The sequence below is a fragment of the Antrihabitans spumae genome (assembly GCF_043944905.1).
Classification (GTDB): Bacteria; Actinomycetota; Actinomycetes; order Mycobacteriales; family Mycobacteriaceae; genus Antrihabitans; species Antrihabitans spumae.
In genome coordinates, this window is record NZ_JBIMSN010000106.1 from 39263 (window position 1) to 61967 (window position 22705).

Here is a 22705-nt window from a genome sequence, read left to right on the forward strand (position 1 = left end):
GGCGTACCGCCAAGTCCAGGAACGATGTTCCTTCACCGGACATTGCTCTGAAAATCACTGTCCTGAACGAATCAGGACGCTGCAGCAAGAACCTCGTCGAGAATGATCTCGGCCTTGGCGTCGTCCGTGCCTTCGGCGAGAGCCAATTCGCCGACCAGAATCTGACGAGCCTTGGCGAGCATGCGCTTCTCTCCGGCAGAGAGACCACGGTCCTGCTCACGACGCCACAGGTCGCGCACAACTTCGGCGACCTTGTTCACGTCGCCGGAAGCAAGCTTTTCGAGGTTTGCCTTGTACCGACGCGACCAGTTGGTCGGCTCTTCGGTGTGCGGTGCGCGGAGCACCTGAAAGACCTTGTCGAGGCCTTCTTGGCCGACTACGTCGCGAACACCGACGTACTCTGCGTTGTCCGCAGGAACGCGAACGGTGAGATCTCCCTGTGCAACTTTGAGAACGAGATATTCCTTTTGTTCACCTTTGATGGTGCGAGTTTCGATTGCCTCGATCAACGCCGCTCCGTGATGGGGGTAAACGACGGTGTCTCCGACCTTGAAAATCATGTGTCCCGTGCCCCTTTCGATGTAGCCAGTTTAACACGGCGCAATCGGGCGGTGGGATCAACGGTGCAGGTCAGGGGCATCGCGACCTGATCGTGGGGGTTGACACAGGCGGCGATACGTGCATTGTGCTGTGCCGGAACAGGTTCCCGGCTACAGAGAAATGGTCGCGTTCTCCGTTAAGGAACCGGCCCAGCGGCTTAGGCTCTGCAGTGGACTACTACGCTGCGTGGTTGGAGCGAGAGTACCCACGCCCCCAACGTCAGAACTCGATGGAGGACCCCCGTGAAGACCGTAGCGCCCACACGTCGCGTCGCCGCACTCATTGCGCTCGCCGCGGGCACGACGCTCGCCCTCGTCGGCTGCGGCTCGGGCCAGATCTCACAGATGACCACGCAGGTCGCAGCGGTGAACGGCAGCGCAGGAGAACTGGGCCCGATCTCGCTGCGCAACCTTCACGTGCTGTATCCGAGCGCTGATTACTCCAATGCCGAGGGCGGCAAGGCTGCCCTCGCGTTCTTCGTGGTCAACACCAGCGAGGACAAAGCCGACAAGCTGGAGAAGATCACCTCGGACGCAGGGTCGGTCACGATCAAGCCGGAGGCCACGCCAGAGCTCGACCCGCAGGCAGCAATCGAGGCCGTGCCGCCGACTGCTCTGGCATCGGAGTCGGAGTCGGAATCGACGGCACCCTCCACAGCGTCCGAGCAGGCGACCGTACGTAAGACGAAGCTCGTGGTCGAGATCAACGATCTGAAGCGCAGCGTCTCCCCCGGGCTGACCGTCGCGGTCACGTTCACCTTCGCAGAAGCAGGCGACATCACGATCAACGTTCCTGTCGATGCCGCCGCAGCCGAACGGATCGAGACCGAGAAGTCGGGGCTTACCGAAGAGCACGGTTCAGCAGGCGGGCAAGAGGCCGAGGGCGGCCACTAGTTCCCCTGGGCTCACACCCGGCACGCCGCCGTCCGATTGTCGGACGGCGGACCTAGGCTCCCGAACGTGGCCAAACCGAAATCGAGCTATCGCTGCTCGTCCTGTCAGCACACGGTCGCAAAATGGGTCGGCAAATGCCCTGACTGCGGTACCTGGGGTTCGGTCGACGAGGTTCCGATACTGGCCGCGGTAGGTACAGCTCGCGGAATCGGCGCACAACGCGCAGCGATGCTGCCGTCCACCCCTGCAACGCCGATAACGCAGGTCGACGGCACAACGAACATCGCGCTGCCGACCGGGGTCGGCGAGCTCGATCGGGTTCTCGGTGGCGGGATCGTTCCTGGTTCGGTGGTACTACTCGCCGGCGAACCCGGTGTGGGCAAGTCGACGTTGCTGCTCGAGGTCGTTCACCAGTGGGCTCGACGTGCCGCGGGCGAACGCGCCCTCTACGTTACCGGCGAGGAATCCGCTGGGCAGGTGCGCCTGCGCGCCGACCGCACAGGCGCGGTGCACGAACGGGTCTATCTGGCATCGGAGTCCGACCTCGTGACCGTCCTCGGCCATGTCGAGCAGGTCGGACCCACACTCGTGATCGTCGACTCTGTGCAGACCATGTCCGCGACCGATGTCGACGGAGTGATCGGCGGTGTCACCCAGGTTCGCGCGGTCACGACAGCGTTGACATCGCTTGCCAAAGCCTCCGGCATCGCCGTGCTGCTGGTCGGCCACGTCACCAAGGAAGGCGCGGTCGCTGGTCCGCGCACGCTGGAGCATCTGGTCGACGTCGTGCTGAATTTCGAAGGCGACCGCCACTCGACGCTGCGGATGCTGCGCGGCATCAAGAACCGCTTCGGGGCTTCCGACGAGGTCGGTTGCTTCGAACTCCACGAGGACGGCATCGAAGGAATCAGCGACCCCTCCGGGCTGTTTTTGCACAACCGCGCCAACGCTGTTCCCGGTACCGCGGTCGCCGTCACGATGGACGGCAAGCGCCCGATGCTCGGCGAAATACAAGCTCTCACAACGCCTTCGCAGATGCCGACACCCAGGCGGGCGGTCAGTGGGCTCGACTACAACCGGGTTGCGATGATGCTTGCGGTCTTGGAGAGCCGGGTGAAAAAGTACTTCTCGAAGCACGAGGTCTACGTCTCCACGGTTGCGGGCATGCGGATAACCGAGCCGTCGGCCGATCTCGCCATCGCGGTTGCTCTCGCGTCGACGCTCGAAACAACGGCGATGCAGGCAGGCACGGTCGTGATCGGCGAAGTGGGCCTGACCGGCGAGGTGCGCCGGGTCTCGAACATCGGCCGGCGCCTCGCCGAAGCTCAGCGACTCGGCTTCACCCGCGCGGTGGTACCCCTCGACCACGGCCCGATTCCTGCGGGTATCAAAGCAATTCCGGTTGCCGATCTCGGCGAGGCGCTGCGCGAGGCCATACCGGGTTTCCATTGAGTAGCCGAGAGCCGAGGAACGGCATGCGTCCACATTCGCACACACGCATGCGTAATCTGAGGTGCACACATGTTCGGGTGCAAGCTCGAAACTTGCGCGACCGACCATAGCGAACCAACCATGAGGGAGAGGGTGACGTGGAAGAGCCGACAGCTGCCTTGCGCGACGCCATCGCCCGACTGGCCCCCGGCACTGTGCTGCGCGACGGTCTCGAACGGATTCTGCGTGGCCGAACCGGCGGATTGATCGTGCTCGGCTACGACCCGAGCGTCGAGGCCATCTGCGACGGTGGCTTCTCACTCGACGTCGAATTCGCACCGACCCGGCTTCGTGAACTGTCGAAGATGGACGGCGCGGTTGTGCTTTCGACCGATGCCGCGCGCATCGTGCGCGCCAACGTTCAGCTGGTTCCCGACCCGAGGATCCCCACCGTCGAATCCGGCACCCGGCATCGCGCGGCCGAGCGCACGGCGATCATGACCGGCTTTCCGGTGGTGTCGGTCAGCCAGTCGATGAGCATCGTCAGCGTGTACGTCGGCGGGATCCGCCACGTGATGGCAGGTTCTGCGACGATCCTGTCGCGGGCGAACCAGGCGGTCGCAACGCTGGAACGGTACAAGGCCCGTCTCGACGAAGTTAATCGGCAACTATCGGTCGTCGAGATCGAAGACTTCGTGACGCTTCGCGATGCCCTTACCGTCGTGCAACGACTCGAGATGGTCCGTCGAATCTCGGTCGAGATCGAGCAGGACGTCCTGGAACTCGGCACCGACGGGCGGCAATTGGCTTTGCAGCTCGAAGAACTGGTTGGCGACAACGAATTTGCGCGACAGCTGCTCATCCGTGACTACCTGGCCGGGCAGGAACCGCCGAGCGGGCAGGCAATCGACGAGACGCTGGAATCCGTCGACACACTCACCGACGTCGACCTGCTCGATCTCACGATGCTGTCGCAGATCTTCGGCTATCCCCCGACCATCGAGGCGCTCGATACTCCGATGAATCCACGTGGCTACCGCGTGCTGACGCGCGTTCCACGGCTGCCTTTTCACCAAATCCATTGGCTGGTAGGTTCATTCGGCTCGTTGCAAGGAATTCTGGCTGCCACTGCCGGCGACCTGCAAACGGTCGACGGTATCGGTCAGAGCTGGGCGCGCCACATCCGCGAAGGACTGTCGAGGCTCGCGGAGGCGAGCATCTCGGGTCCGTACGACTAACGACTCACGCGATATTGAACGGCTCCGGACCGCTGCGCAATGCCCCGAGCTGCGCGACGACCGTGTAGGCGCCGGGTGCGACGGGAGCACGATCGCCTGCACAATCCGGCTGCGACGTCGTCCCCGACCATTTGACCGTGAACAGTGCCTGCTCGCCCGGCTTGAGCTGCTGGATGCGCGATTCCGGGTTCGGGAAGCAGTCGATGTTCGACCACAGCCGAACTTGGCCGTCGATGGTGTAGACCATCGCCTGCTGCAAGCCCGCGCCGAGTTCGCGTTCGCACGGCGTCGGCGAGATGTTGGTGATCACGATGCCGAAGACGGGTTCCTGACCGACCTGGTAGGTCGGTTGCTCGACGGTGGCCTTGATGGCGAGCGACTGATCGGGACACTGTCCCGGTGCGACAGGGGCTGCCGATGTCGGCGTCCCAGCAGCCGGCGAGGTTTCGCTCGAATCCGAGCCCGACCCCGAACCGCCGCCCGAGCTACCGGGCTGGCCGGTGTCGACAACCGAGGTCGACGATGCGGCAGAAGGCAGCGTCAACGAAGAACTCGCGGCAGCTGCGGTGGTGTCGGGCGATTCGTCCCCGCCGATCGAACTGACGGCCCAGACCACGAGGACCACCGCGACCACCGCGACGCCGATCGCGAGCATACGACGACGCCAATAGATTTCGGGTGGCAGCGGTCCGGTCGGTTCCAACACGTTTACACGGTAGGTGTCTCGACCTGGTGAGCGAGCGACCTGGCTCGGCGTGTCGGCATCGAACGCGTCACAGCCCTATTTCGTATACAGACGCCCTCAGACGACCTCGCCGATGTCACCGAGCGAACCGTGCAGCTGAACTTTGCCGTCTGCGAGCTTGTAGGTGACGTGCGCGATGGCGCATTTACCTGACGCGACTCGATCGGCGATGATCCGAGAACGCTGCATGATCAGTGACCCGGTTTCGACCACATGGCGGGTTTCCAGCTCGTCGACCGTCGTCAAACCCTCGTTGCGGCCCATCAGGATCGACGGTGTGACGCGCTCGACGACACTGCGGATGAATCCGTCCGGGACCTTGCCGCGGTCGAGGGCGTCGAGTGTCGCCTGCACGGCACCGCAGCGGTCGTGACCGAGAATGACGATCAGCGGGACCTCGAGAATCGCCACTCCGTACTCGATCGACCCGAGTACGGAACTGTCGACGACATGGCCTGCTGTCCGAACGACGAACATGTCGCCGAGGCCCTGGTCGAAGATGATCTCGGCAGCGACGCGGGAGTCGCCGCAGCCGAACAGGATGGCGGTCGGATGCTGCTCGTTGACGAGCTGCGCGCGATAGGCCGCACCCTGGCTAGGATGCTCCTGAGCTCCGGCAACAAATCGCTCGTTGCCCTCACGTAGGGACTTCCAGGCGCTGATCGGGTTGGCATTCGGCATGGTGCCATTGTGCATATTCTGCAGGTTACCAGCGAGTTCGACGCGTAAAGCATGCGGAAACTCTCACCGACAGCGGCTGCAGGGAGGTTGTGAGAACCGTGTCTTTCAGCAAGGGCAACGGCACCGAGGAGCTGCTCGAGTGGTACCGCGACAACGCTCGTGACCTGCCGTGGAGGCGTCCTGGAGTGACGGGCTGGCAGATCCTGATGAGCGAAGTGATGCTGCAGCAGACACCGGTTTCGCGGGTCGCGCCGATCTGGGAGCAGTGGGTGGCACGCTGGCCGGTGCCGTCCGCGATGGCCGGGTCCTCACAGGGCGAAGTGCTGCGAGCCTGGGGAAAATTGGGCTATCCACGCCGTGCCTTGCGCCTGCACGAGTGTGCCCGCGTTCTGGCAGCCGATTTCGACGACGTCGTGCCCTCCGATGTCGATGCGCTACTAACTTTGCCGGGCGTCGGCGCTTACACCGCGCGCGCTGTTGCCTGTTTCTGCTATGGCGCCCGGGTGCCCGTCGTGGATACGAACGTTCGCCGAGTTGTCGCACGCGCTGTGCACGGCCTTGTGGACGCAGGCAATCCGTCGACGACGCGCGACCTCGCAGACGTCGAAGCGCTGCTGCCGACAGATACCGCACGCGCCGCGACGATGTCGGCCGCACTGATGGAACTCGGCGCGGTCATCTGCACGGCACGCTCGGCCGACTGCGCTCGATGTCCGCTGCCGGATTGCGCGTGGGTCGACGCGGGCAAACCCCCGTCCACGGCTGCGCCGAAGAAGGTGCAGAAGTTCGCAGGGACCGACAGGCAGGTCCGGGGCAAACTGCTCGACGTGTTGCGCGCCGGGAGTGGGGCGGTCGAGAAGGCGCGCCTGGACATCGTCTGGCCGCAGGACCCTGCCCAGCGTGATCGCGCGCTGGATTCGCTACTTGTCGACGGTTTGATCGAGCAGACCGACGATGGCCTCTTCGCCCTGGCGGGTGAGGGTGCTCAGCCGAGCCCGCCGAGAAATTCTTCGACCGCGACGCGATAGGCGTCCGGCTGGTCGTCGTGCACGAGGTGCCCAGCGTGGGCGATGCGGATGTAGGTCGAATCGGGGTGCAGATCAGCCATTCGCTGCATCTGCCCCTCCGGGGTGATCGTGTACTCGCCTTCGATCAGCAACACAGGCACGCGGACGTCCTGCCACTGCGCCCAGAAGTCCCGCGTGCCCCATTCCTCGGAGATGTCGCGAAAGGTGTCCACGTCGCCATGTAGGTACCAGCCGTCGGAGCGATGACTGAACGAGTCCAGAAAGTATTGTCCCGCAACGTCTCCGAAGAAGCCGAAGAGCTCCGCTTCCGTTCGGAACGGTTGCGGCCACGCCTTGATCATCGCCGCCCAGTGCGCGGCAGTCCGCCCCTGGAAGTCCGGAGCCATGTCCTCGACGACGAGCGCGGTCACCCGATCGGGGTACGCCGCAGCGAAGCACCAACCGTGTAGACCGCCCATCGAGTGCCCGATCACCGTCAGCGGCTCGTCGATCGGCGCGAGCGCAGCCGCGAGGTCGTCGACGAACGCTTCGGTGGTCAAGTGCTGCGGCGCGGGCCTGCCGTGGCCTGCGGCGTCGAAGGTGTAGACGTGGCCGTGCTCACGCAACCACGGGACGTGACGACGCCAGGTGCGAGCGCTGCCCATCAGCCCGTGCAACAGCACGATCGGGGCTCCCGAGCCACCTTCGTCGTGCAACACCTTCGCGCACCCCTCTCGGTTCGGTCGGCCGGGTACTGTTTTCAAGCATGGCAGTCGTGAAGATCAACGCAATCGAGGTCCCCGAAGGCGCGGGACCCGAACTCGAAGAACGATTCGCTGCGCGTGCGCACGCAGTCGAGAATTCGCCGGGCTTCCTCGGCTTTCAATTGCTCCGTCCAGTCAAGGGCGACGATCGCTATTTCGTTGTGACGCAATGGGACTCCGAGGAGTCCTTCGCAACATGGCGGGACGGGCCCGCCCGTGAGGCCCATTCCGGTGAGCGCGCGAAGCCCGTCGCCTCCGGTGCCTCGCTACTCGAGTTCGAGGTTGTCCTCGACGTCGCAGCCAAGGGCTGACACCCACACCTGATCAGTCCTGCAACGACGCGACCAACTGAGCGGCGAGGAGCACCATCGCCTCCCGTGGTCGCATAGGGTCCAAGCCGGTGAGCGTCGCAACACCCGTGAGTCGATAGGTCACGGTGTTGCGATGGATCCCGAGTCGTCGGGCGGCAGCGATCTGGTTATAGTCGCTGTCGAAGAACGCGGTCAGGGTTTCGTCGAGCGTCGGCTGCGCGCGCAGGTGATCGATCACATCGGCGAGATAGCGCCGCACGCCGACCCCGCTCAGCAACGCAAAGTGCACGAGTACGTCCTCTGGCCGCGTCACTATGCCGTGCCTGTCGAGATGTCGGCAGATCGACGCGACGTTGGTTGCATCCCGAACTGCGGTCGGTATGTCTGCGTGCGTCTTTGCCGGGGCGACGCCGATCCACAACCCGTCCGTCGGAGGTGTCGATTCCGTCTTCTGCAAGCGATTCGCCACCGTGGCCGCGGTGTTCTCCACGGAGCCTGCAAGCGGCACAAGCGCGGTCCAGCCTGTGCGATCGAGCCTCGCGAACGCGCCTGGAATCCGGTCCAGCCTGCTGCGCACCATCGCGGCCAGAGCCGGATTCGCCGATGCCCCGACCGCAAACACCACGACGAGAAACGCGTCCGCGACCGCAACGGTTCCGTCGTCCATCCACTCTCGTGGGGTGCGACCGTCGATCAGCGCGTCGATCATCGCGCGGCGCCGGTCACGTTGTTCCCACAACGGGTCGCTGACGTGGTCGATACACGCGACCGCCACGTGCGACGTCACCGTCGCGACGTACTCCATCAACAGCGGACCGACTGCACGCAATGCAGCCAGTTCGTCGTCATCGGACGTACGTTCCAGTTCCGCCCACAGAAAGGCGGCACCAGCGCGGTAGGTACCGAGAACGGTTTCCAGTGGCACCCCGTCACGAACGCGTTGCAGCGCCAGATTGGTGATGACGGCAAGTTTGTCGGCCGGCAGCGGGAAGCCGTTTTCCAGACACTCGAAGAACGCCTCGACGTTCGCCTTCGCACCCTCGACGAATTGCGTCTCCACCAGAGCTGCCGGCACCTGTTCGTAGGGCGGCAACGCTGCGGAGAACCCCCCGATCAGCGCAGCCGCTCTGGTACGCATGGCCGCAACGACGTCGGCGGGTAGCCTCGCCGCTTCTGGCCGCGTCATCACGACACAGGCTTCGTGATGAACCCCGCGATGTAGGAACTGGCGAGTTCGGGTACGCCGTTGTTCTGTTTCTCGGCTGCGGTCACTACGTCATAGTGCCGGTAGCCGGGTAGGAACTTGGCGTTGTACGGCAGAAGTCCACCCAAACCCGCGTTCTGCACCGGTGAATCCCCCGAAAGCAACGTGAGGTTCCGTGTGCCCGCCGGTGTGCTCTGCCAGCGGCCGAGGTGCAGCAGGAAATCGAGGACGCCGCCGGATCGGTATTCGAGGTGCTCGAGATCGCCGTCTCGACCCACTCCGAGCGCGAAGACCATGTCGGTGATCAACTTGATCGGCGTGTAGAGCTCGAAGAAATCGGTCGGCTGCCCGCCCGGGTTCATCGACCGCGCGAACTGATGCACGTCGGTCACTTCGTGGTCCTGGTCGGTCGGTGGACCGTGGCCGAGATCCGGTCCGTCGATGCTCGATTCGGCGACGGCGTCGTAATTCCTCCAGCCGCACAACGCTGATTTGTCGGCGGGGGTGTAGTTCTGTCCGAAGCCGACGCGCTGCGGGATGACGAAGATCGTGGGGCCGAGAATCGGCACCGACGCAAGGCCGTTCGGAATCGGGTACGTCTTACCTTGCACAGGGCAGTCGTAGAACCCCATTCCGGTCTGTAGGACGTATTCCGCCGAGTTCTGATCGAAAAACATTGCGAGGGCAGCTGTGTTGGTGATCCGGAAATCGCGGGGCAGATTCGATCCGGTGAACAGATCGAGGTAGTCGCGCCCGTAGAACAGCCGCATCCACGGTTCGGTCCGCAGATCCGCAGGGACGATTCTGCCGAGATCGCTTTCACCGCTCGGATCTTGTGCCGCGGCCATGGCAGCCAGCTGATAGGTGTTCATCACCTCCGACACAGCTATGACAGGTAGCTGACCGACGCCGAGACCGTTCGCGAGCAGGTAGTCGACGCCCTTACGCACGAAACCGCCTGCGGTCGATAGAAACTCGTCGAGCAGCCCCGTACCTTCCAGACCCGCGGGATCAGTCATCGCGAATCCGTCCAACGGCACGCTGCCGCCGCCGCACAGGTTGAAGCCCGCGTCCGCCTCGGTCTCGCGTTTGCCGTCGAAATCCCACGCCATCATCGGACCGACGAGGAACGCCCCGAGCGAATGGCCGCCGCAGTAGGACCTGGTGCGGTCCGCCTCGTTGGGGAGTACGTGCGCTATGACGGCACGCCAGTCGTCCAGGGTCAGCGCCAGACCGTACTCACCGAGGAAGGCAAGGTCCTGCGGGGTTTGGTACCGATACTTCTTGCCGTCGATCTCGGCACCACCGAAGTAGTAGTTCGCTGCGACGTGATAGTCGCCCGCCTCCTCGGCGGCGGCCCACCCCGTACGGTCCTCCGCGCAGTTCGCTCGCCTGTCGATCGAGAGATACTCGACGTACTTACCCTGCGCCGCCGCCTTCCGAACAACCTGCGGCGCTTGCGTATTCAGGTTGGCGGCACCGGAGTACAGGCCCGGCTGCATGGTGAGGATCGCATCCGCCTTCGCGGAGTCCTTCGGCCCCTTCGTCGAGCGGTATCGGAGGTAGGAGATCCAGTCGCACTCCTCCGGATGGTTCGCCGTCGAGAACGGGCTCGGATAGTGCAGTCGCACATAGGTCTGCTCGACGTCGTCACCGAGAGCCGGGTCGCCGGTGACCGGTGTGACGACCTCTCGGTCGGGTACGCCGGGCACGATCGGTGCCGCAGTGGCCTCGATGGGAGTCTCCACCAACACCGAACCCGACAGCAGCGCAACAACAATGGCGCCGATCAGCCAGTGGCCTTTACGCGTTGTCACCTCAGAGTCCCTTGATGAACTCGGCGAGGTACTGACCGCTGTAGTCGGGTTGGCCGTTGTTCTGGATCGCGGCCGCACCGATCGTGTCGATGTGGTTGTACCCGGGCAAGGTATTCACCTGGGACAGCATGGGAGCCGGGAAGAGCACGCCAGCTGTGCCTCCGATCGAACCGTCGCCGGCGAACGCCGCGAAATTGGGCTTGGTGCGACTCATGTTGTCGTACCGCAGATTCACCATTTCACCGCTCCGCGCGCCGCCGAAGCCCGCGCCGATGTCGACGACCACGCGCGACGGGAAGTACGTCTCCCAATACGCAGTCGGACCGCCGGTCGCCAATTGCCTTGCCACATCTCGAATATCAGCGACCTCATGATTCGGCGCCGTGAACGGAACACCGCGAACGTCGTCGTAGTTGCGCCAGGTGTAGAGCACCGTGCGGTCGGTCGGAGCGACCCGTTTCTGCGAACCCGCGCTCAACCGCAGGTAGGTGCCGAGGAGAGGTATCTGTGTGACCTCGCCTGGATTCGGGAACGACTTGTCCTGCACCGGTCCACCGTCGAGCGCACCGATACCTTGCTGCAGTAGCGAGAAGTTGGACGAGTTGTTGTCGATGAAGACGCCGAGCAGAGCGTCGTTGGTGAAACGGAAATCGCGTATCGTTCCCGAGCCGTCCGCACCGTTGGTGACAAACGAACTCCACGTCGGAGCAAACAGGGTGTTCAGCGTCAGATCCACTTCGAGGTCGTGCGGAAGATGGCTCAGCAGTTGGGATTCCGCGTCCGGCTCGAGATGCGCGGCCAAGCCTGCAAGGCGGTAGATCAGAAATGCCTTCGTTCCGATGACCGGTGCGGGGCCGAGAGTACGCGGCAAGACACCGGCACGGAATCCGGTCTGCAGGACGCCGTTGGCGGTACCGACGATGACGTCGGTGACGTCACGGAAGAAGGGGGTGTTCTGTATCGCGACCGGATCCGAGGTGATCATCGTGTCCTGGGCCGCGAACGCCGCGCATTGATTGAAGCCGGCGTCGTCGTTCGTTGCAGCGTTGCCGTCGAAATCCCAGTCGGCGAACATCCCGGTAACCAAGCCGCCGAGTGAGATTCCGGTGCAGACGAACTTCTGTTGCCGCTCCGCCTGCTCGGGAAGCTCGGCGAGCATGATCTCGTACTGGTCGCGAACGATGCGCTCGATGCCCATCCAGTCCGTCACCTGCAGGTCGTGCGACTGCTTGAAGCCGGGGAACTTCTGCCCGTCGAGTTCTTTGCCGTTGAAGTAGTAGTCGACTGCGTCGAGATAGTTGCCGGTCCGCAGGGCGACGTCGAAGCCGAACTTCTCGTCGAGGCAGGCGCTGCGGCGCGAGAGAGCCCAGTACTCGATGTCGGTGCCGAGGTTACGGGCGGAGTTGACGGTATTGAACGACACACCGTCGGAGTTGATGGCACCGCCGCCGAGTCCCTGCTGCTGGACGACGACGTGGTCTGCGTCGCGTGAATTCGTCGGGCCATCCGCGACGCGGTAGCGCAGGAAGCCGACCCGATCGCATTCCGCGGGATGCGCCGGCGCGTCTGCGGGTAGAGGCAGGAGGTAGCTCACGTAGGTGACGGCGATCCCGTCACGCGAGTACACCGGGCGCTCCTGGCGGTCGGTCGCCGAACTGACCGGCGCTGCGCTCACACCGGGCGCAGCTACCACCTGGACGACCGACAACCCGAGCAGGCAGGCGACGAAGGCCGCCACCGACCGATTGCGGGTTCGACCCGCTGACAAGCTTCTACTCCGAACCGCACTGTTCATGTGCACTGACGGTGCCAGCGATGTCCCGTCATGTCATTAGGCACTGTGCCAACGGGCAATGGAGGGGTTGTGCGATTTTCCAAGCGTCGATCTTCTATCGGGGCTTTTCGGAAGTACGGGCAGGGGGTATAGTCCGAGTCACGAGTTATACCCCCTAGGGGTATCTGTTTCGACCGAAGGACAGCGCAGAAATGACCAACCACACCCACGCCGATATCGGAACGACCGCCACAGCTCCGGGCCACGCCAGTTCCGAGCACGGCCCTTCTCCAGCCGACCATTCAGTGCACTCGGAGCACTCGGGGCACGGCGGCCATGCGGGTCACGGCGATCACGTCGGCATGTTCCGACGTTTGTTCTGGATCATGTTGGCGCTCGCGGTGCCAGTGGTATTCGCCTCCGACATGTTCGCGATGCTCGCCGGCTACTCACTACCCGACGCCGCGTGGATCGCCTGGATCTCCCCCGTCCTCGGCACGGTCATGTTCGTCTGGGGTGGATCACCCTTCCTCACCGGGGCAGTCAGCGAAATACGTTCGCGTACACCGGGAATGATGCTTCTCATCGCATTGGCGATCACGGTCGCGTTCGTTGCCTCGATAGGAGCGAGCCTCGGCGTGCTCGACCACCAGCTCGATTTCTGGTGGGAGCTGGCATTGCTGATCGTGATCATGTTGCTCGGTCATTGGATCGAGATGCGCTCGCTAGCGCAGACCACGTCCGCCCTTGATTCACTTGCCGCTCTGCTGCCCGACACAGCCGAACGGGTCGAGGGCGACGACGTCGTCTCGGTGGCTCCGGACCAACTGCAACTCGGAGACGTCGTCGTCGTTCGCCCCGGCGGGCGGGTGCCGGCCGACGGCACCATCGTCTCCGGGTCGGCGAGTATGGACGAATCGATGATCACCGGAGAATCGCGCACCGTCCGCCGCGGAGACGGCGATCAGGTCGTCGCAGGGACCGTGGCAACCGACTCCGGCATTCGTGTCCAGGTCACCGCAGTCGGACAGGACACCACCCTCGCTGGCATAGGTCGGCTGGTCGCCGACGCCCAGAATTCGACGTCACGAGCACAACGCATCGCGGACACCGCAGCAGGGTGGTTGTTCTGGTTCGCGCTCGGAGCAGCAGCTATCACCGCCGTTGTGTGGACGCAACTCGGGATGGGCGACGACGCCGTCATACGCACGATCACCGTGTTGGTCATCGCCTGCCCGCACGCACTCGGCCTTGCCATTCCGCTTGTGGTCTCGATCGCCACCGAACGAGCAGCCCGAGGCGGCGTCCTCGTCAAGGACCGATTGGCACTCGAAACCATGCGGACCGTTGACACCGTGCTTTTCGACAAAACCGGCACCCTGACCAAAGGCGAACCGACCGTCACCGCCGTCGAGGTGACCGCAGGCCGCACTGCTGACGAGGTCCTTGCGCTAGCCGCTGCAGCGGAAGCAGATTCCGAGCATCCGCTCGCACGCGCTATCGTCGCCGCCGCACGGCACCGGAACCTGACAGTCCCTGCCGTGGCCGAGTTTCGGTCCTCCCCGGCTGTCGGAGCGTCGGCCGACGTCGACGGAACCCGAGTTCAGGTCGGTGGTCCCGCCCTCCTCGAGCAGGAGCACGCGATCGAACTCGCAGTCGCCGACCAATGGCGCGCCGAAGGGGCGATCATTCTGCACGTCCTCGCGGACGGTGTCGTGATCGGAGCACTCGAGCTCGCCGACGAGATCCGGCCCGAGTCACGCGCCGCGGTGGACGCGCTCCACGACCGCGGCATCACGGTAGTCATGATCACCGGTGACGCCGACGCCGTCGCAAAGTCCGTCGCCACCGAGCTCGGCGTGGACCGCTACTTCGCCGGGGTGAAACCAGGAGACAAGTCGCACACTGTCGCTGCGTTGCAAACAGAAGGCCGGACCGTCGCGATGGTCGGTGACGGCGTCAACGATGCGCCCGCACTCGCCCAGGCCGACGTCGGCATCGCGATCGGCGCGGGAACCGACGTCGCGATCGCATCGGCCGGAGTGATCCTGGCCAGCGACGACCCACGGTCGGTCCTGTCGGTGATCGAACTCTCGCGAGCGTCCTACCGAAAGATGAAGCAAAACCTCTGGTGGGCAGCGGGATACAACCTCATCTCCGTTCCACTTGCGGCAGGCGTGCTTGCACCGGTCGGATTCGTACTCCCCATGTCCGTCGGGGCAATCCTGATGTCCCTCTCGACGATCGTCGTGGCAGCCAACGCACAATTGTTGCGCCGACTCGACCTCACGCCGGACGCCGTCACCGGCCGTCACGGGCATGACGCCGGGACGAGCAGAACCAGTCGATAGCTATCGGCCGAATCCCGCAGGAGAAGGCCGCACCCCGAGCGGAGGGTGCGGCCTTCTCCTCGCAAGCGGATCAGGTCAGCCGAGAAGCTGCCGCATAGCGTCGATCTCCCGCTGCTGAGTTTCGGCGATCGTGCGAGCCATCTCTATGGCATCAGGATTGGAACCTTGCGCGATTTCGACGTTCGCCATCTCGATCGCACCCGTGTGGTGGGCAACCATCATCGTCAGCCACAGCCGGTCGAAGTCCGGACCGGACGCCGACATCAACGCATCCATGTCCTGCTGAGTCATCATGCCGCTCTGCGAACTGTGATCCATTCCGCTCATCTCACCCATGTCTGCAGAGGGTGCCGGCTGGCCCCATTGGGCCAGCCACGCCGTCAATTGGTCCATTTCCGGCTGCTGTGCGGATTCGATCGCCGCAGCCAACGACAGCACCTCCTGATTGTCTGTGCGGCCGACTGCCATCGCAGCCATCTCGACAGCCTGTGCATGGTGCGGGTACATCATCTTCGCGAACATCACATCGGCATCGTTGAACTCCACGGACGCAGGAGCCGGGGGTGTCGAGTTTTGCGCCGTCGACGAAGGGGCCATCGAGTGCCCTTCCATCGACGAATCGGTCGGGTTGTCGGTACAGCCGGAGACGACGAACGCGCTGACTGCGGCAGCAGCGAGCGTCGTACTGATTTTGGTACGCATGTGAAACTCCTTGCAAGAGTGGTCAATACAGGAATCAAGGCCTAACGACCCGCCGAGACGACTACACATCTCGGACTCCCTGTCACACTCGCAAAGTTACCGATCGATCCAACACCCACACGGCCCACGGTGGCGCGCGTCCCATCGGCGACTGGGTTCGGCCGCCGATTCCGTCCACTGCTGCGGGGAAGAGTTCGATGCCGACGCGCGAGGTCGGCGCTGTCAATGCAGGCCACGACGTCACAGTGCCCGCGCACGGATGCGTCATCTGATGCACCGACGGGCAACGGTGCTCGCCGAACGCCACCGGGATCGAATTGTCGACCGGGGACACCGCCGCCATCGAGGCGTGACCGCCACTCATAGACGTAGTAGCAGTCACCGAGTGCATCGACAACACACCGAACGCTGTCAGTGCAATCAGCAATCCGGTCGCCGAGACTGTGCCTCGTCGACGTCGTCGGATCACTGGATACACGTCTTCCACCCTACCTGGTATACCTACTGGGGGTATCAAGGCTCGGCGGGCCGAGTCTGCAGAGTGGTGCCGTGATTGCGCAGCATTTACAGCACGACGCGAGCTGCCGCGTTCTACGATTGACACCACCAGTTCACAGGTGCGAAAGTGCCGATGACAACGTAATGGTGAAGCGGTAATTCCGGTGCAAATCCGGAGCGGTCGCGCCACTGTGATCCGGCGCAAACTCGCTGGTCAGCCAGACGCCCCACCATTGCAATTCGCTCGATCGGGACGCGTAATCCCAGGAGGATCCAAATGGCAATTGCACACACTCCCAGCCAGGCGACCGATTCGGTCGGCACGCTGTTGATCACAGTAGGTGTCGTGCTTATGGCACTGCTCACGCTGTACCTTGTCGGTTTCGACCAGGGCACCATCTCGCGCAGCGGTATGTATCTGCACGAGTTGATGCACGACGGTCGTCACCTGCTGGGGCTTCCGTGCCACTGACCGGAACTCTCAAAACCCTCCTCATTCGTGGTCTGCTCGCCGGCCTGATCGCCGGCCTCCTCGCGGGCAGTGTCGCGTTCTTCATCGGCGAACCGCATGTCGACGCGGCCATCGCGATCGAAGAGGCCAACTCTGCCGCCGAGCCACACGACGACGCGGGGGCGGTCGCCGGTCATTCGCACGGTGACGAAGCTACCGAGGGCCACTCGCACGGCGACGATGCGCTCGTATCCAGGGACGGCCAGAAGGGCGGCCTGTTCCTCGCGACAGCGTTGGCGGGTCTCGCCCTCGGTGCCATCTTCGCGGCAACAGCGCATTACGCACGCCGCGTGGTCAACCTCCCGGGACCGGTGCTTGCGGTGACCCTTGCAACCGCAGGCTGGCTCGCCATCGAAGCAGTGCCCTTCTTCAAGTATCCGGCCAACCCACCCGCGGTCGGCGATCCCGAGACCATCAACAAACGCACGCTGCTCTGGCTTGCCGCTGTGATCCTCGGTCTCGCCGCGATCGCGGCAGCCGCATACGTGTCGAAGATCGTTGCAACGCAGCAGTTCAGCGTTCGCCTCGCTGCACCGGTCGCGTCGTTCCTCGCCATCGTCGTGCTCGGCTACGTGCTGCTGCCGGGCGTCAACGAAGTCGGTCCTGATTTCCCTGCCACGCTGCTGTGGGAATTCCGGTTGTCGTCACTTGCCACACAGGCAACGCTGTGGATCGGCCTCGGTCTCGCCTTCGCCGTCCTCACCGATCTGGCTACCCGTCAGCGTTCGGACGCCGAAAAGCTCTCCGCCACTCGCTGATACGACACCGAGGATAGCGGGCCCGCCCAACGGCGGGCCCGCTTTTCGTTGCCGTGGGTCATACCTGAGAGGGACATCGAATCACCACCACGGGTTGATGTGGCGCGCCGAAGTGCGGACGCAGGATTTCTCCATGACCGCAACAGTTCTCACGCCATCCACCTCGGTTTCGGTAGAGCGAGCTGTCGTCGCCGTTGTCGTCGCCGTCACCGCCGGTGCGGTCGAGGCGGTCCTGCGAACTGCCGTCGAACTCGACGATCCAGGTTCCGACGTCGGCGCGCTCGCCTCGGGGCTCGGCATTCGCGCTCTCGTCTACCTTGTGGTTCTTGGTATCGCCTTCCGTCTGCGGGCAGGCGACGGGTGGGCCCGCACAACGCTGGCCGTCGGACTCGGCACTGTCGGGTTGGCGTCGCTCGTCGTCGAGCCGATGGCGGCGACACTGTCCGCCAACGGTTTCGGCGAACTGATCGACGACCTCGATCCGGTGTCCGTATTGATCGGCGTCGTCCGAATCGTCCACATCGTCGCTGTCGTAGCAGCATTGCGGTACATGTTTCGACGCGATGCGCGCGACCGTTTCGCCGGACGGGGATAGCTCTACGGGTATGGCAGCGCTGCGGAACTGCGATCTCGCAGTAGTTGGTCCATCACAAGAACCTCTTGCGTCTGCTCGTAGACCATTCCCGTCGCAATCCGTTCGATCGGTGCGATGTCGGTGTGACCGGCCGCGTAACCCGCCATGTCCAGCCCGCCTTGATGGTGGCGGAGCATAAGTTGCAGGAAGCGAACTTCCGCGTCGCGGCCGCTGAGTCGCCTAAGTTCGTCGACTTCCATCCAAGTCGCCATACCCGGCATCCCGCTCGCCGAATTGCCATGGCCGCCATGATGTTCGGAACCCATCCAGGCCATGGGAGTCGGCGACGACTGCGGTAGATCGTAGAGTTCGAGCCAGCCTCGAAGCATCCCGATCTCACGACCCTGATTCGCCCGAACGCCTGAGCAGATCTGACCGACCTTCGCATCGACATCTGCAGCCAGGTTGTCGCACAACGACACTGCCTGCTCATGGTGCACCGACATGTCTTGCGCGAACCCGATCTCGACGGCGCCGAGTACCGGACCGCCATCGTCGGTCGAACCAGGTCTGCCGATCAGAAGACCGAGCGCAACGCCGATCACCATCGCGACAACAACGGCTCCGACCACGACACCTCGACGCCTGTTCACTTCGGCGGATACACCCCGTTGTCGAGTTGCAACGCCATGAACCCGTTGTCCATGCAGCTGACCCAGATCTGATCGCCGTGGAACTCCGGCGGCGACATACACCAGTCGGCACTCATGTCGGCGATCACCAGATGCGAACGTGGACTGAGCACTTCACCTGCCGAGATCTGACCCTCGACGATTGCCCGAGCGATCGCGATGGTGCCGATCAGCGGCGGCGCCGCAAGATTACCGACCGTTGCATGCAGGGAGTTCACCAGAACGCCGTTCTTGCCTGCCTCGCCACCGGGGTTGTAGTACGCAATCTCCTTGACGTCGTTCACATCTCGGATGTCGAACACCCTGATGCCCGACTGAATCCAGCCACACGCCAGCGCCGTCGGATCGACAGGCCGGTCGACCGAACAGTAATGGGCGTCGTAGCCGAAAACGCTGTTCCCCGCCGCCGACTGCGACCAGCGGTCGGCGTTGGGTGGCAGGTTGATCTCCAGCTTGATGGTGTTGACCAGCTGCAGATTCTGCTCGTCGGTGGCGTCGAGAATCTTCACGCCGCCCGAACCCGCCTCGTCGACCGTCAGCAACAGCTGGCGACCGTCCTTCTCGATGGGAATCGTGTGCTGCGTGATCTGGCCGTCGATCCAGAATCGCCGCGAGATATGCGGAACGTTCGGGTAGGGGTCGCGGCGCTGCACGGCGCTGACATCCAGAACGGTGATGCCACCGAGGGTGGAGATGTAGAGCCGGTTGCCGTCGGGACTCACACCGAACCCGTGGTTCTCCAGTCCGGTGAATCCGGACCAGATCACTCGCGGATTGGTTGGGTCCTTGATGTCGATCGCGTGCAGCAAGCCACCGACGGTTCCTGCGGCCCAATAGGTATTGCCGTCAGGTGAGAAGCCGCCCTCGTGCGTCGTGATCGGAATCGGCATCGTCAGATTGCTGCCGGTTCCAGGATTGAGCAGGCGAGGACGTGCGCAGTCCTGCGAGATGTCGTACACCGAGAAGTAGCCGGCGCCGACCAAGATTCCGGTACCGGTACCGGCGAGGAGGCCACGCTTCTCGTTGACCTTCAACGATTCCCAGGTGCCGCCATCCATTGCCGGTTCGGTGAGGTTCGCCGTCATACGCGGGTTTGCCGGATCGGAGGCGTCGATCACCTGGACGCCGGGATGCGGGCTCAAAAACCCTGTCGGCCAATTGGATCCGGTGTACGAGCAGTTCTTGTAGGTCGGGCTGACAATCCCGGCACCTTCGCCTTGGTACTGGCCGATCAGGCTCATGTTGCACGAGTACGCGGTCTGACTGCGGCCGCTGTCTCGATCGGCGAGCGGGACCTCGCCCTGCAGCCCGGGCTCAGGCGCCGACCCGGGTCCGCAGTCGGCTCGGGCGACGGCGGTCCGGTGCACAGCAAAAAAGTCGCCGACCGGGTCGGCTACCGCTGTGCCAGGGGTTGCAAGAACAACTCCAAGCGTAAGAGCGAAGATGCCGATCGGCTTGCGACTTCTTACACCGTCCATGAAACCAGAGCGTAGTTGCCCGGCGCGTCCATGACACGTTATTCACATAATTCGAGCTGCAACGCAAACGCTCGTGAGTCCTTTCGGAGGTCGGGACCTCCGAAAGGACTCACGAGCGGTGTAGCTGCCTCAGTCCTTGGTCAGGACCGGGGCGGGGGCTGCATCGTCTGCAGCGATGTCGACGAGCACCTTCTTGGGGCGACCCTTGAAGGTGAACTTCGCATCTTCGCCCGTGCCTTCGCCGTCCCAGCCCTCGACATCGACGTCGACCGTCTGGCCGGGTCCGATCTCGTTGAACAGGATCTTCTCCGAGAGCTGATCCTCGATCTCGCGCTGGATCGTGCGACGCAGCGGACGAGCGCCGAGGACGGGATCGAAGCCACGCTTCGCGAGCAGCGACTTCGCCCGCTCGGACAGCTCCATGTCCATGTCCTTGCCTGCCAGCTGGCGCCCGACACGAGCGATCATCAGGTCGACCATCTGGACGATCTGGTCGGTCGTCAACTGATGGAAGACGATGACGTCGTCGATACGGTTGAGGAACTCCGGCCTGAAGTGCTTCTTCAGCTCGTCGTTGACCTTCTGCTTCATCCGCTCGTAGTTCGACCCGGCAGCGTTGGACTGCGTGAAGCCGAGCCCGACCGCCTTGGAGATGTCGGACGTACCGAGGTTGGACGTGAAGATCAGCACGGTGTTCTTGAAGTCGACCGTACGACCCTGGCCATCGGTGAGCCTGCCGTCTTCCAGCACCTGCAGGAGGGTGTTGTAGATCTCCTGGTGTGCCTTTTCGATCTCGTCGAACAGAACGACGGAGAACGGCTTACGGCGGACCTTCTCGGTGAGCTGGCCACCCTCTTCGTACCCGACGTAGCCGGGAGGTGCACCGAAGAGCCGCGACGCGGTGAAGCGGTCGTGGAACTCGCCCATGTCGATCTGGATCAGAGCGTCGTCGTCTCCGAACAGGAAGTTCGCAAGCGCCTTTGACAGCTCGGTCTTACCGACACCGGACGGGCCGGCGAAGATGAACGAGCCCGACGGACGCTTGGGATCCTTGAGGCCTGCACGAGTACGACGGATCGCCTTCGACACAGCTCGCACAGCGTCTTCCTGGCCGATGATCCGCTTGTGCAGTTCGTCTTCCATACGGAGCAGACGGCTGGTCTCTTCCTCGGTCAGCTTGTAGACCGGGATGCCGGTCCAGTTGCCGAGGACCTCTGCGATCTCGTTGTCGTCGACCTCGGCAATGACGTCGAGATCACCCGAGCGCCACTGCTTCTCACGCTCTGCGCGCTGTGCGACGAGGGTCTTCTCCTTGTCACGCAGGCTCGCTGCCTTCTCGAAGTCCTGCGCGTCGATCGCAGATTCCTTCTCGCGACGGGCATCGGCGATCTTGTCGTCGAATTCGCGAAGGTCCGGCGGTGCGGTCATCCGGCGGATACGCATCCGGGCGCCCGCCTCGTCGATGAGGTCGATCGCCTTGTCCGGCAAGAACCGGTCGTTGATGTAGCGATCGGCCAGCGTTGCAGCCGCGACGAGAGCGCTGTCGGTGAAGGACACCCGGTGGTGCGCCTCGTACCGGTCGCGTAGTCCCTTGAGGATGCTGATCGTGTGCTCGACAGTCGGCTCGCCGACCTGAACCGGCTGGAACCGACGCTCGAGTGCAGCGTCCTTCTCGATGTACTTGCGGTACTCGTCGAGGGTCGTTGCACCGATGGTCTGCAGTTCGCCACGAGCCAACTTTGGCTTGAGGATCGACGCGGCGTCGATTGCACCTTCGGCAGCACCCGCGCCGACGAGCGTGTGCAGCTCGTCGATGAACAGGATGATGTCGCCGCGGGTGTTGATCTCCTTGAGCACCTTCTTGAGGCGCTCCTCGAAGTCACCGCGGTAGCGGCTGCCTGCAACGAGCGAACCGAGGTCGAGCGTGTAGAGCTGCTTGTCCTTCAGCGTCTCCGGAACCTCGCCGTTGACGATGGCCTGCGCGAGGCCTTCGACAACCGCTGTCTTACCGACACCGGGCTCGCCGATCAGGACAGGGTTGTTCTTGGTGCGGCGGCTCAGCACCTGCATGACGCGCTCGATCTCCTTGGCGCGGCCGATCACAGGATCGAGCTTGCCTTCGAGCGCAGCCTGCGTGAGGTTGCGGCCGAACTGATCGAGCACAAGTGACGTGGACGGCGTGCCTGCCTCGCCACGGCTGGTGCCGGACTCGGACGGTTCCTTGCCCTGGTAGCCGGACAGCAGTTGGATGACCTGCTGCCGGACCCGGTTGAGATCGGCGCCGAGCTTGACGAGCACCTGCGCTGCTACACCTTCACCCTCGCGGATGAGGCCGAGCAGGATGTGCTCCGTGCCGATGTAGTTGTGCCCGAGTTGCAGAGCTTCGCGCAAGCTGAGCTCGAGCACCTTCTTGGCGCGTGGTGTGAATGGAATATGGCCGGACGGGGCCTGCTGGCCCTGACCGATGATCTCCTCGACTTGGCTGCGCACGCCTTCGAGGGAGATGCCCAACGACTCCAGAGACTTCGCCGCTACGCCTTCACCCTCATGGATGAGGCCAAGCAGGATGTGCTCGGTGCCGATGTAGTTGTGGTTGAGCATCCGGGCCTCTTCTTGGGCCAGGACGACGACGCGACGTGCGCGGTCGGTAAACCTCTCGAACATCTGCTCTCCCTC

The 22705-nt window shown here is 63.7% G+C and carries 21 protein-coding genes and 1 riboswitch; of the genes, 9 read left to right on the forward strand and 12 right to left on the reverse strand.

Features of this window, described 5'->3' with window-relative positions; all coding sequences use genetic code 11:
• Nucleotides 1-71: 71 nt before the first annotated feature.
• Nucleotides 72-560 (reverse strand): RNA polymerase-binding transcription factor CarD, encoded by a 489-nt coding sequence (gene carD, locus ACHIRB_RS22265; RefSeq protein ID WP_007528440.1) that lies wholly within the window; start codon nucleotides 558-560, stop codon nucleotides 72-74.
• 282 nt (nucleotides 561-842) lie between these two features.
• Between carD and ACHIRB_RS22270 the strand changes: the two genes are divergently transcribed.
• The 3 genes from ACHIRB_RS22270 to disA all read left to right on the forward strand — a co-directional run bounded on the left by ACHIRB_RS22270 (nucleotide 843) and on the right by disA (nucleotide 4162).
• Entirely contained in the window at nucleotides 843-1493 is a 651-nt protein-coding gene (locus tag ACHIRB_RS22270) for a copper chaperone PCu(A)C domain-containing protein (protein WP_199705021.1), read from the forward strand.
• 66 nt (nucleotides 1494-1559) lie between these two features.
• Nucleotides 1560-2945, forward strand: coding sequence for a DNA repair protein RadA (gene radA / locus ACHIRB_RS22275; RefSeq protein ID WP_395123504.1), 1386 nt, complete (start codon nucleotides 1560-1562; stop codon nucleotides 2943-2945).
• Nucleotides 2946-3082: 137 nt separating this feature from the next.
• Complete coding sequence (disA, locus tag ACHIRB_RS22280) at nucleotides 3083-4162, forward strand: DNA integrity scanning diadenylate cyclase DisA (protein ID WP_199705016.1); 1080 nt, start codon at nucleotides 3083-3085, stop codon at nucleotides 4160-4162.
• A gap of 4 nt (nucleotides 4163-4166) precedes the next feature.
• On the opposite strand, the gene ACHIRB_RS22285 is transcribed toward disA, so the two are convergent.
• Together ACHIRB_RS22285 and ACHIRB_RS22290 are read right to left on the reverse strand one after the other, a co-directional pair.
• On the reverse strand, nucleotides 4167-4868 hold the full coding sequence (locus tag ACHIRB_RS22285; protein WP_395115085.1) for a hypothetical protein: 702 nt from the start codon (nucleotides 4866-4868) through the stop codon (nucleotides 4167-4169).
• A gap of 96 nt (nucleotides 4869-4964) precedes the next feature.
• On the reverse strand, nucleotides 4965-5588 hold the full coding sequence (locus ACHIRB_RS22290) for a carbonic anhydrase (protein WP_395115087.1): 624 nt from the start codon (nucleotides 5586-5588) through the stop codon (nucleotides 4965-4967).
• A 98-nt stretch (nucleotides 5589-5686) separates the two neighbouring features.
• Here ACHIRB_RS22290 and ACHIRB_RS22295 point away from each other — a divergent pair, with 98 nt between their 5' ends.
• The gene (locus ACHIRB_RS22295) at nucleotides 5687-6616 is read left to right on the forward strand and encodes an HhH-GPD family protein (protein ID WP_395123503.1); all 930 of its coding nucleotides are present in this window, start codon (nucleotides 5687-5689) and stop codon (nucleotides 6614-6616) included.
• Here ACHIRB_RS22295 and ACHIRB_RS22300 read toward each other — a convergent pair.
• Nucleotides 6574-7314 carry an alpha/beta fold hydrolase gene (locus tag ACHIRB_RS22300; RefSeq protein ID WP_395123502.1) on the reverse strand — a complete coding sequence of 247 codons (741 nt, stop codon included), beginning with the start codon at nucleotides 7312-7314 and terminating at the stop codon, nucleotides 6574-6576. The two genes, ACHIRB_RS22295 and ACHIRB_RS22300, sit on opposite strands and share 43 nt — an antisense overlap.
• A gap of 47 nt (nucleotides 7315-7361) precedes the next feature.
• On the opposite strand from ACHIRB_RS22300, the gene ACHIRB_RS22305 reads away from it, so the two are divergent.
• Complete coding sequence (locus ACHIRB_RS22305; protein WP_395123501.1) at nucleotides 7362-7670, forward strand: antibiotic biosynthesis monooxygenase family protein; 309 nt, start codon at nucleotides 7362-7364, stop codon at nucleotides 7668-7670.
• 13 nt (nucleotides 7671-7683) lie between these two features.
• On the opposite strand, the gene ACHIRB_RS22310 is transcribed toward ACHIRB_RS22305, so the two are convergent.
• From ACHIRB_RS22310 to ACHIRB_RS22320, 3 genes are read right to left on the reverse strand one after another with little or no spacing between them, the layout of a single operon-like run.
• Nucleotides 7684-8856, reverse strand: a complete 1173-nt coding sequence (locus ACHIRB_RS22310) for a PucR family transcriptional regulator (protein ID WP_395123500.1) — start codon at nucleotides 8854-8856, stop codon at nucleotides 7684-7686.
• The gene (locus ACHIRB_RS22315) at nucleotides 8856-10691 is read right to left on the reverse strand and encodes a hypothetical protein (RefSeq protein WP_395123499.1); all 1836 of its coding nucleotides are present in this window, start codon (nucleotides 10689-10691) and stop codon (nucleotides 8856-8858) included. Before ACHIRB_RS22315 ends, ACHIRB_RS22310 begins: the two co-directional genes overlap by 1 nt.
• 1 nt (nucleotide 10692) lies before the next feature.
• The gene (locus tag ACHIRB_RS22320; protein ID WP_395123498.1) at nucleotides 10693-12459 is read right to left on the reverse strand and encodes a hypothetical protein; all 1767 of its coding nucleotides are present in this window, start codon (nucleotides 12457-12459) and stop codon (nucleotides 10693-10695) included.
• 218 nt (nucleotides 12460-12677) lie between these two features.
• On the opposite strand from ACHIRB_RS22320, the gene ACHIRB_RS22325 reads away from it, so the two are divergent.
• Nucleotides 12678-14816, forward strand: a complete 2139-nt coding sequence (locus ACHIRB_RS22325) for a heavy metal translocating P-type ATPase (RefSeq protein ID WP_395127776.1) — start codon at nucleotides 12678-12680, stop codon at nucleotides 14814-14816.
• A 75-nt stretch (nucleotides 14817-14891) separates the two neighbouring features.
• Here ACHIRB_RS22325 and ACHIRB_RS22330 read toward each other — a convergent pair whose 3' ends face one another.
• Both ACHIRB_RS22330 and ACHIRB_RS22335 read right to left on the reverse strand, forming a co-directional pair.
• Nucleotides 14892-15518, reverse strand: a complete 627-nt coding sequence (locus ACHIRB_RS22330) for a DUF305 domain-containing protein (protein WP_395115096.1) — start codon at nucleotides 15516-15518, stop codon at nucleotides 14892-14894.
• A gap of 82 nt (nucleotides 15519-15600) precedes the next feature.
• The gene (locus ACHIRB_RS22335; protein WP_395115098.1) at nucleotides 15601-15996 is read right to left on the reverse strand and encodes a hypothetical protein; all 396 of its coding nucleotides are present in this window, start codon (nucleotides 15994-15996) and stop codon (nucleotides 15601-15603) included.
• A 131-nt stretch (nucleotides 15997-16127) separates the two neighbouring features.
• Nucleotides 16128-16347: riboswitch (cobalamin riboswitch) on the forward strand.
• Between ACHIRB_RS22335 and ACHIRB_RS22340 the strand changes: the two genes are divergently transcribed.
• The 3 genes from ACHIRB_RS22340 to ACHIRB_RS22350 all read left to right on the forward strand — a co-directional run bounded on the left by ACHIRB_RS22340 (nucleotide 16342) and on the right by ACHIRB_RS22350 (nucleotide 17880).
• Entirely contained in the window at nucleotides 16342-16488 is a 147-nt protein-coding gene (locus ACHIRB_RS22340) for a CbtB domain-containing protein (protein ID WP_465254665.1), read from the forward strand. It overlaps the preceding riboswitch by 6 nt.
• Nucleotides 16479-17285 (forward strand): CbtA family protein, encoded by an 807-nt coding sequence (locus tag ACHIRB_RS22345; RefSeq protein ID WP_395115099.1) that lies wholly within the window; start codon nucleotides 16479-16481, stop codon nucleotides 17283-17285. Before ACHIRB_RS22340 ends, ACHIRB_RS22345 begins: the two co-directional genes overlap by 10 nt.
• 133 nt (nucleotides 17286-17418) lie before the next feature.
• Nucleotides 17419-17880 (forward strand): hypothetical protein, encoded by a 462-nt coding sequence (locus ACHIRB_RS22350; protein ID WP_395123496.1) that lies wholly within the window; start codon nucleotides 17419-17421, stop codon nucleotides 17878-17880.
• 2 nt (nucleotides 17881-17882) lie between these two features.
• Here the strand turns inward: ACHIRB_RS22350 and ACHIRB_RS22355 are convergent, their stop codons facing one another.
• The 3 genes from ACHIRB_RS22355 to ACHIRB_RS22365 all read right to left on the reverse strand — a co-directional run bounded on the left by ACHIRB_RS22355 (nucleotide 17883) and on the right by ACHIRB_RS22365 (nucleotide 22693).
• On the reverse strand, nucleotides 17883-18491 hold the full coding sequence (locus ACHIRB_RS22355) for a DUF305 domain-containing protein (protein WP_395123495.1): 609 nt from the start codon (nucleotides 18489-18491) through the stop codon (nucleotides 17883-17885).
• A 17-nt stretch (nucleotides 18492-18508) separates the two neighbouring features.
• Entirely contained in the window at nucleotides 18509-20029 is a 1521-nt protein-coding gene (locus ACHIRB_RS22360) for an LVIVD repeat-containing protein (protein ID WP_395123494.1), read from the reverse strand.
• 129 nt (nucleotides 20030-20158) lie between these two features.
• Complete coding sequence (locus ACHIRB_RS22365) at nucleotides 20159-22693, reverse strand: ATP-dependent Clp protease ATP-binding subunit (protein ID WP_395123493.1); 2535 nt, start codon at nucleotides 22691-22693, stop codon at nucleotides 20159-20161.
• Nucleotides 22694-22705 lie beyond the last annotated feature (12 nt).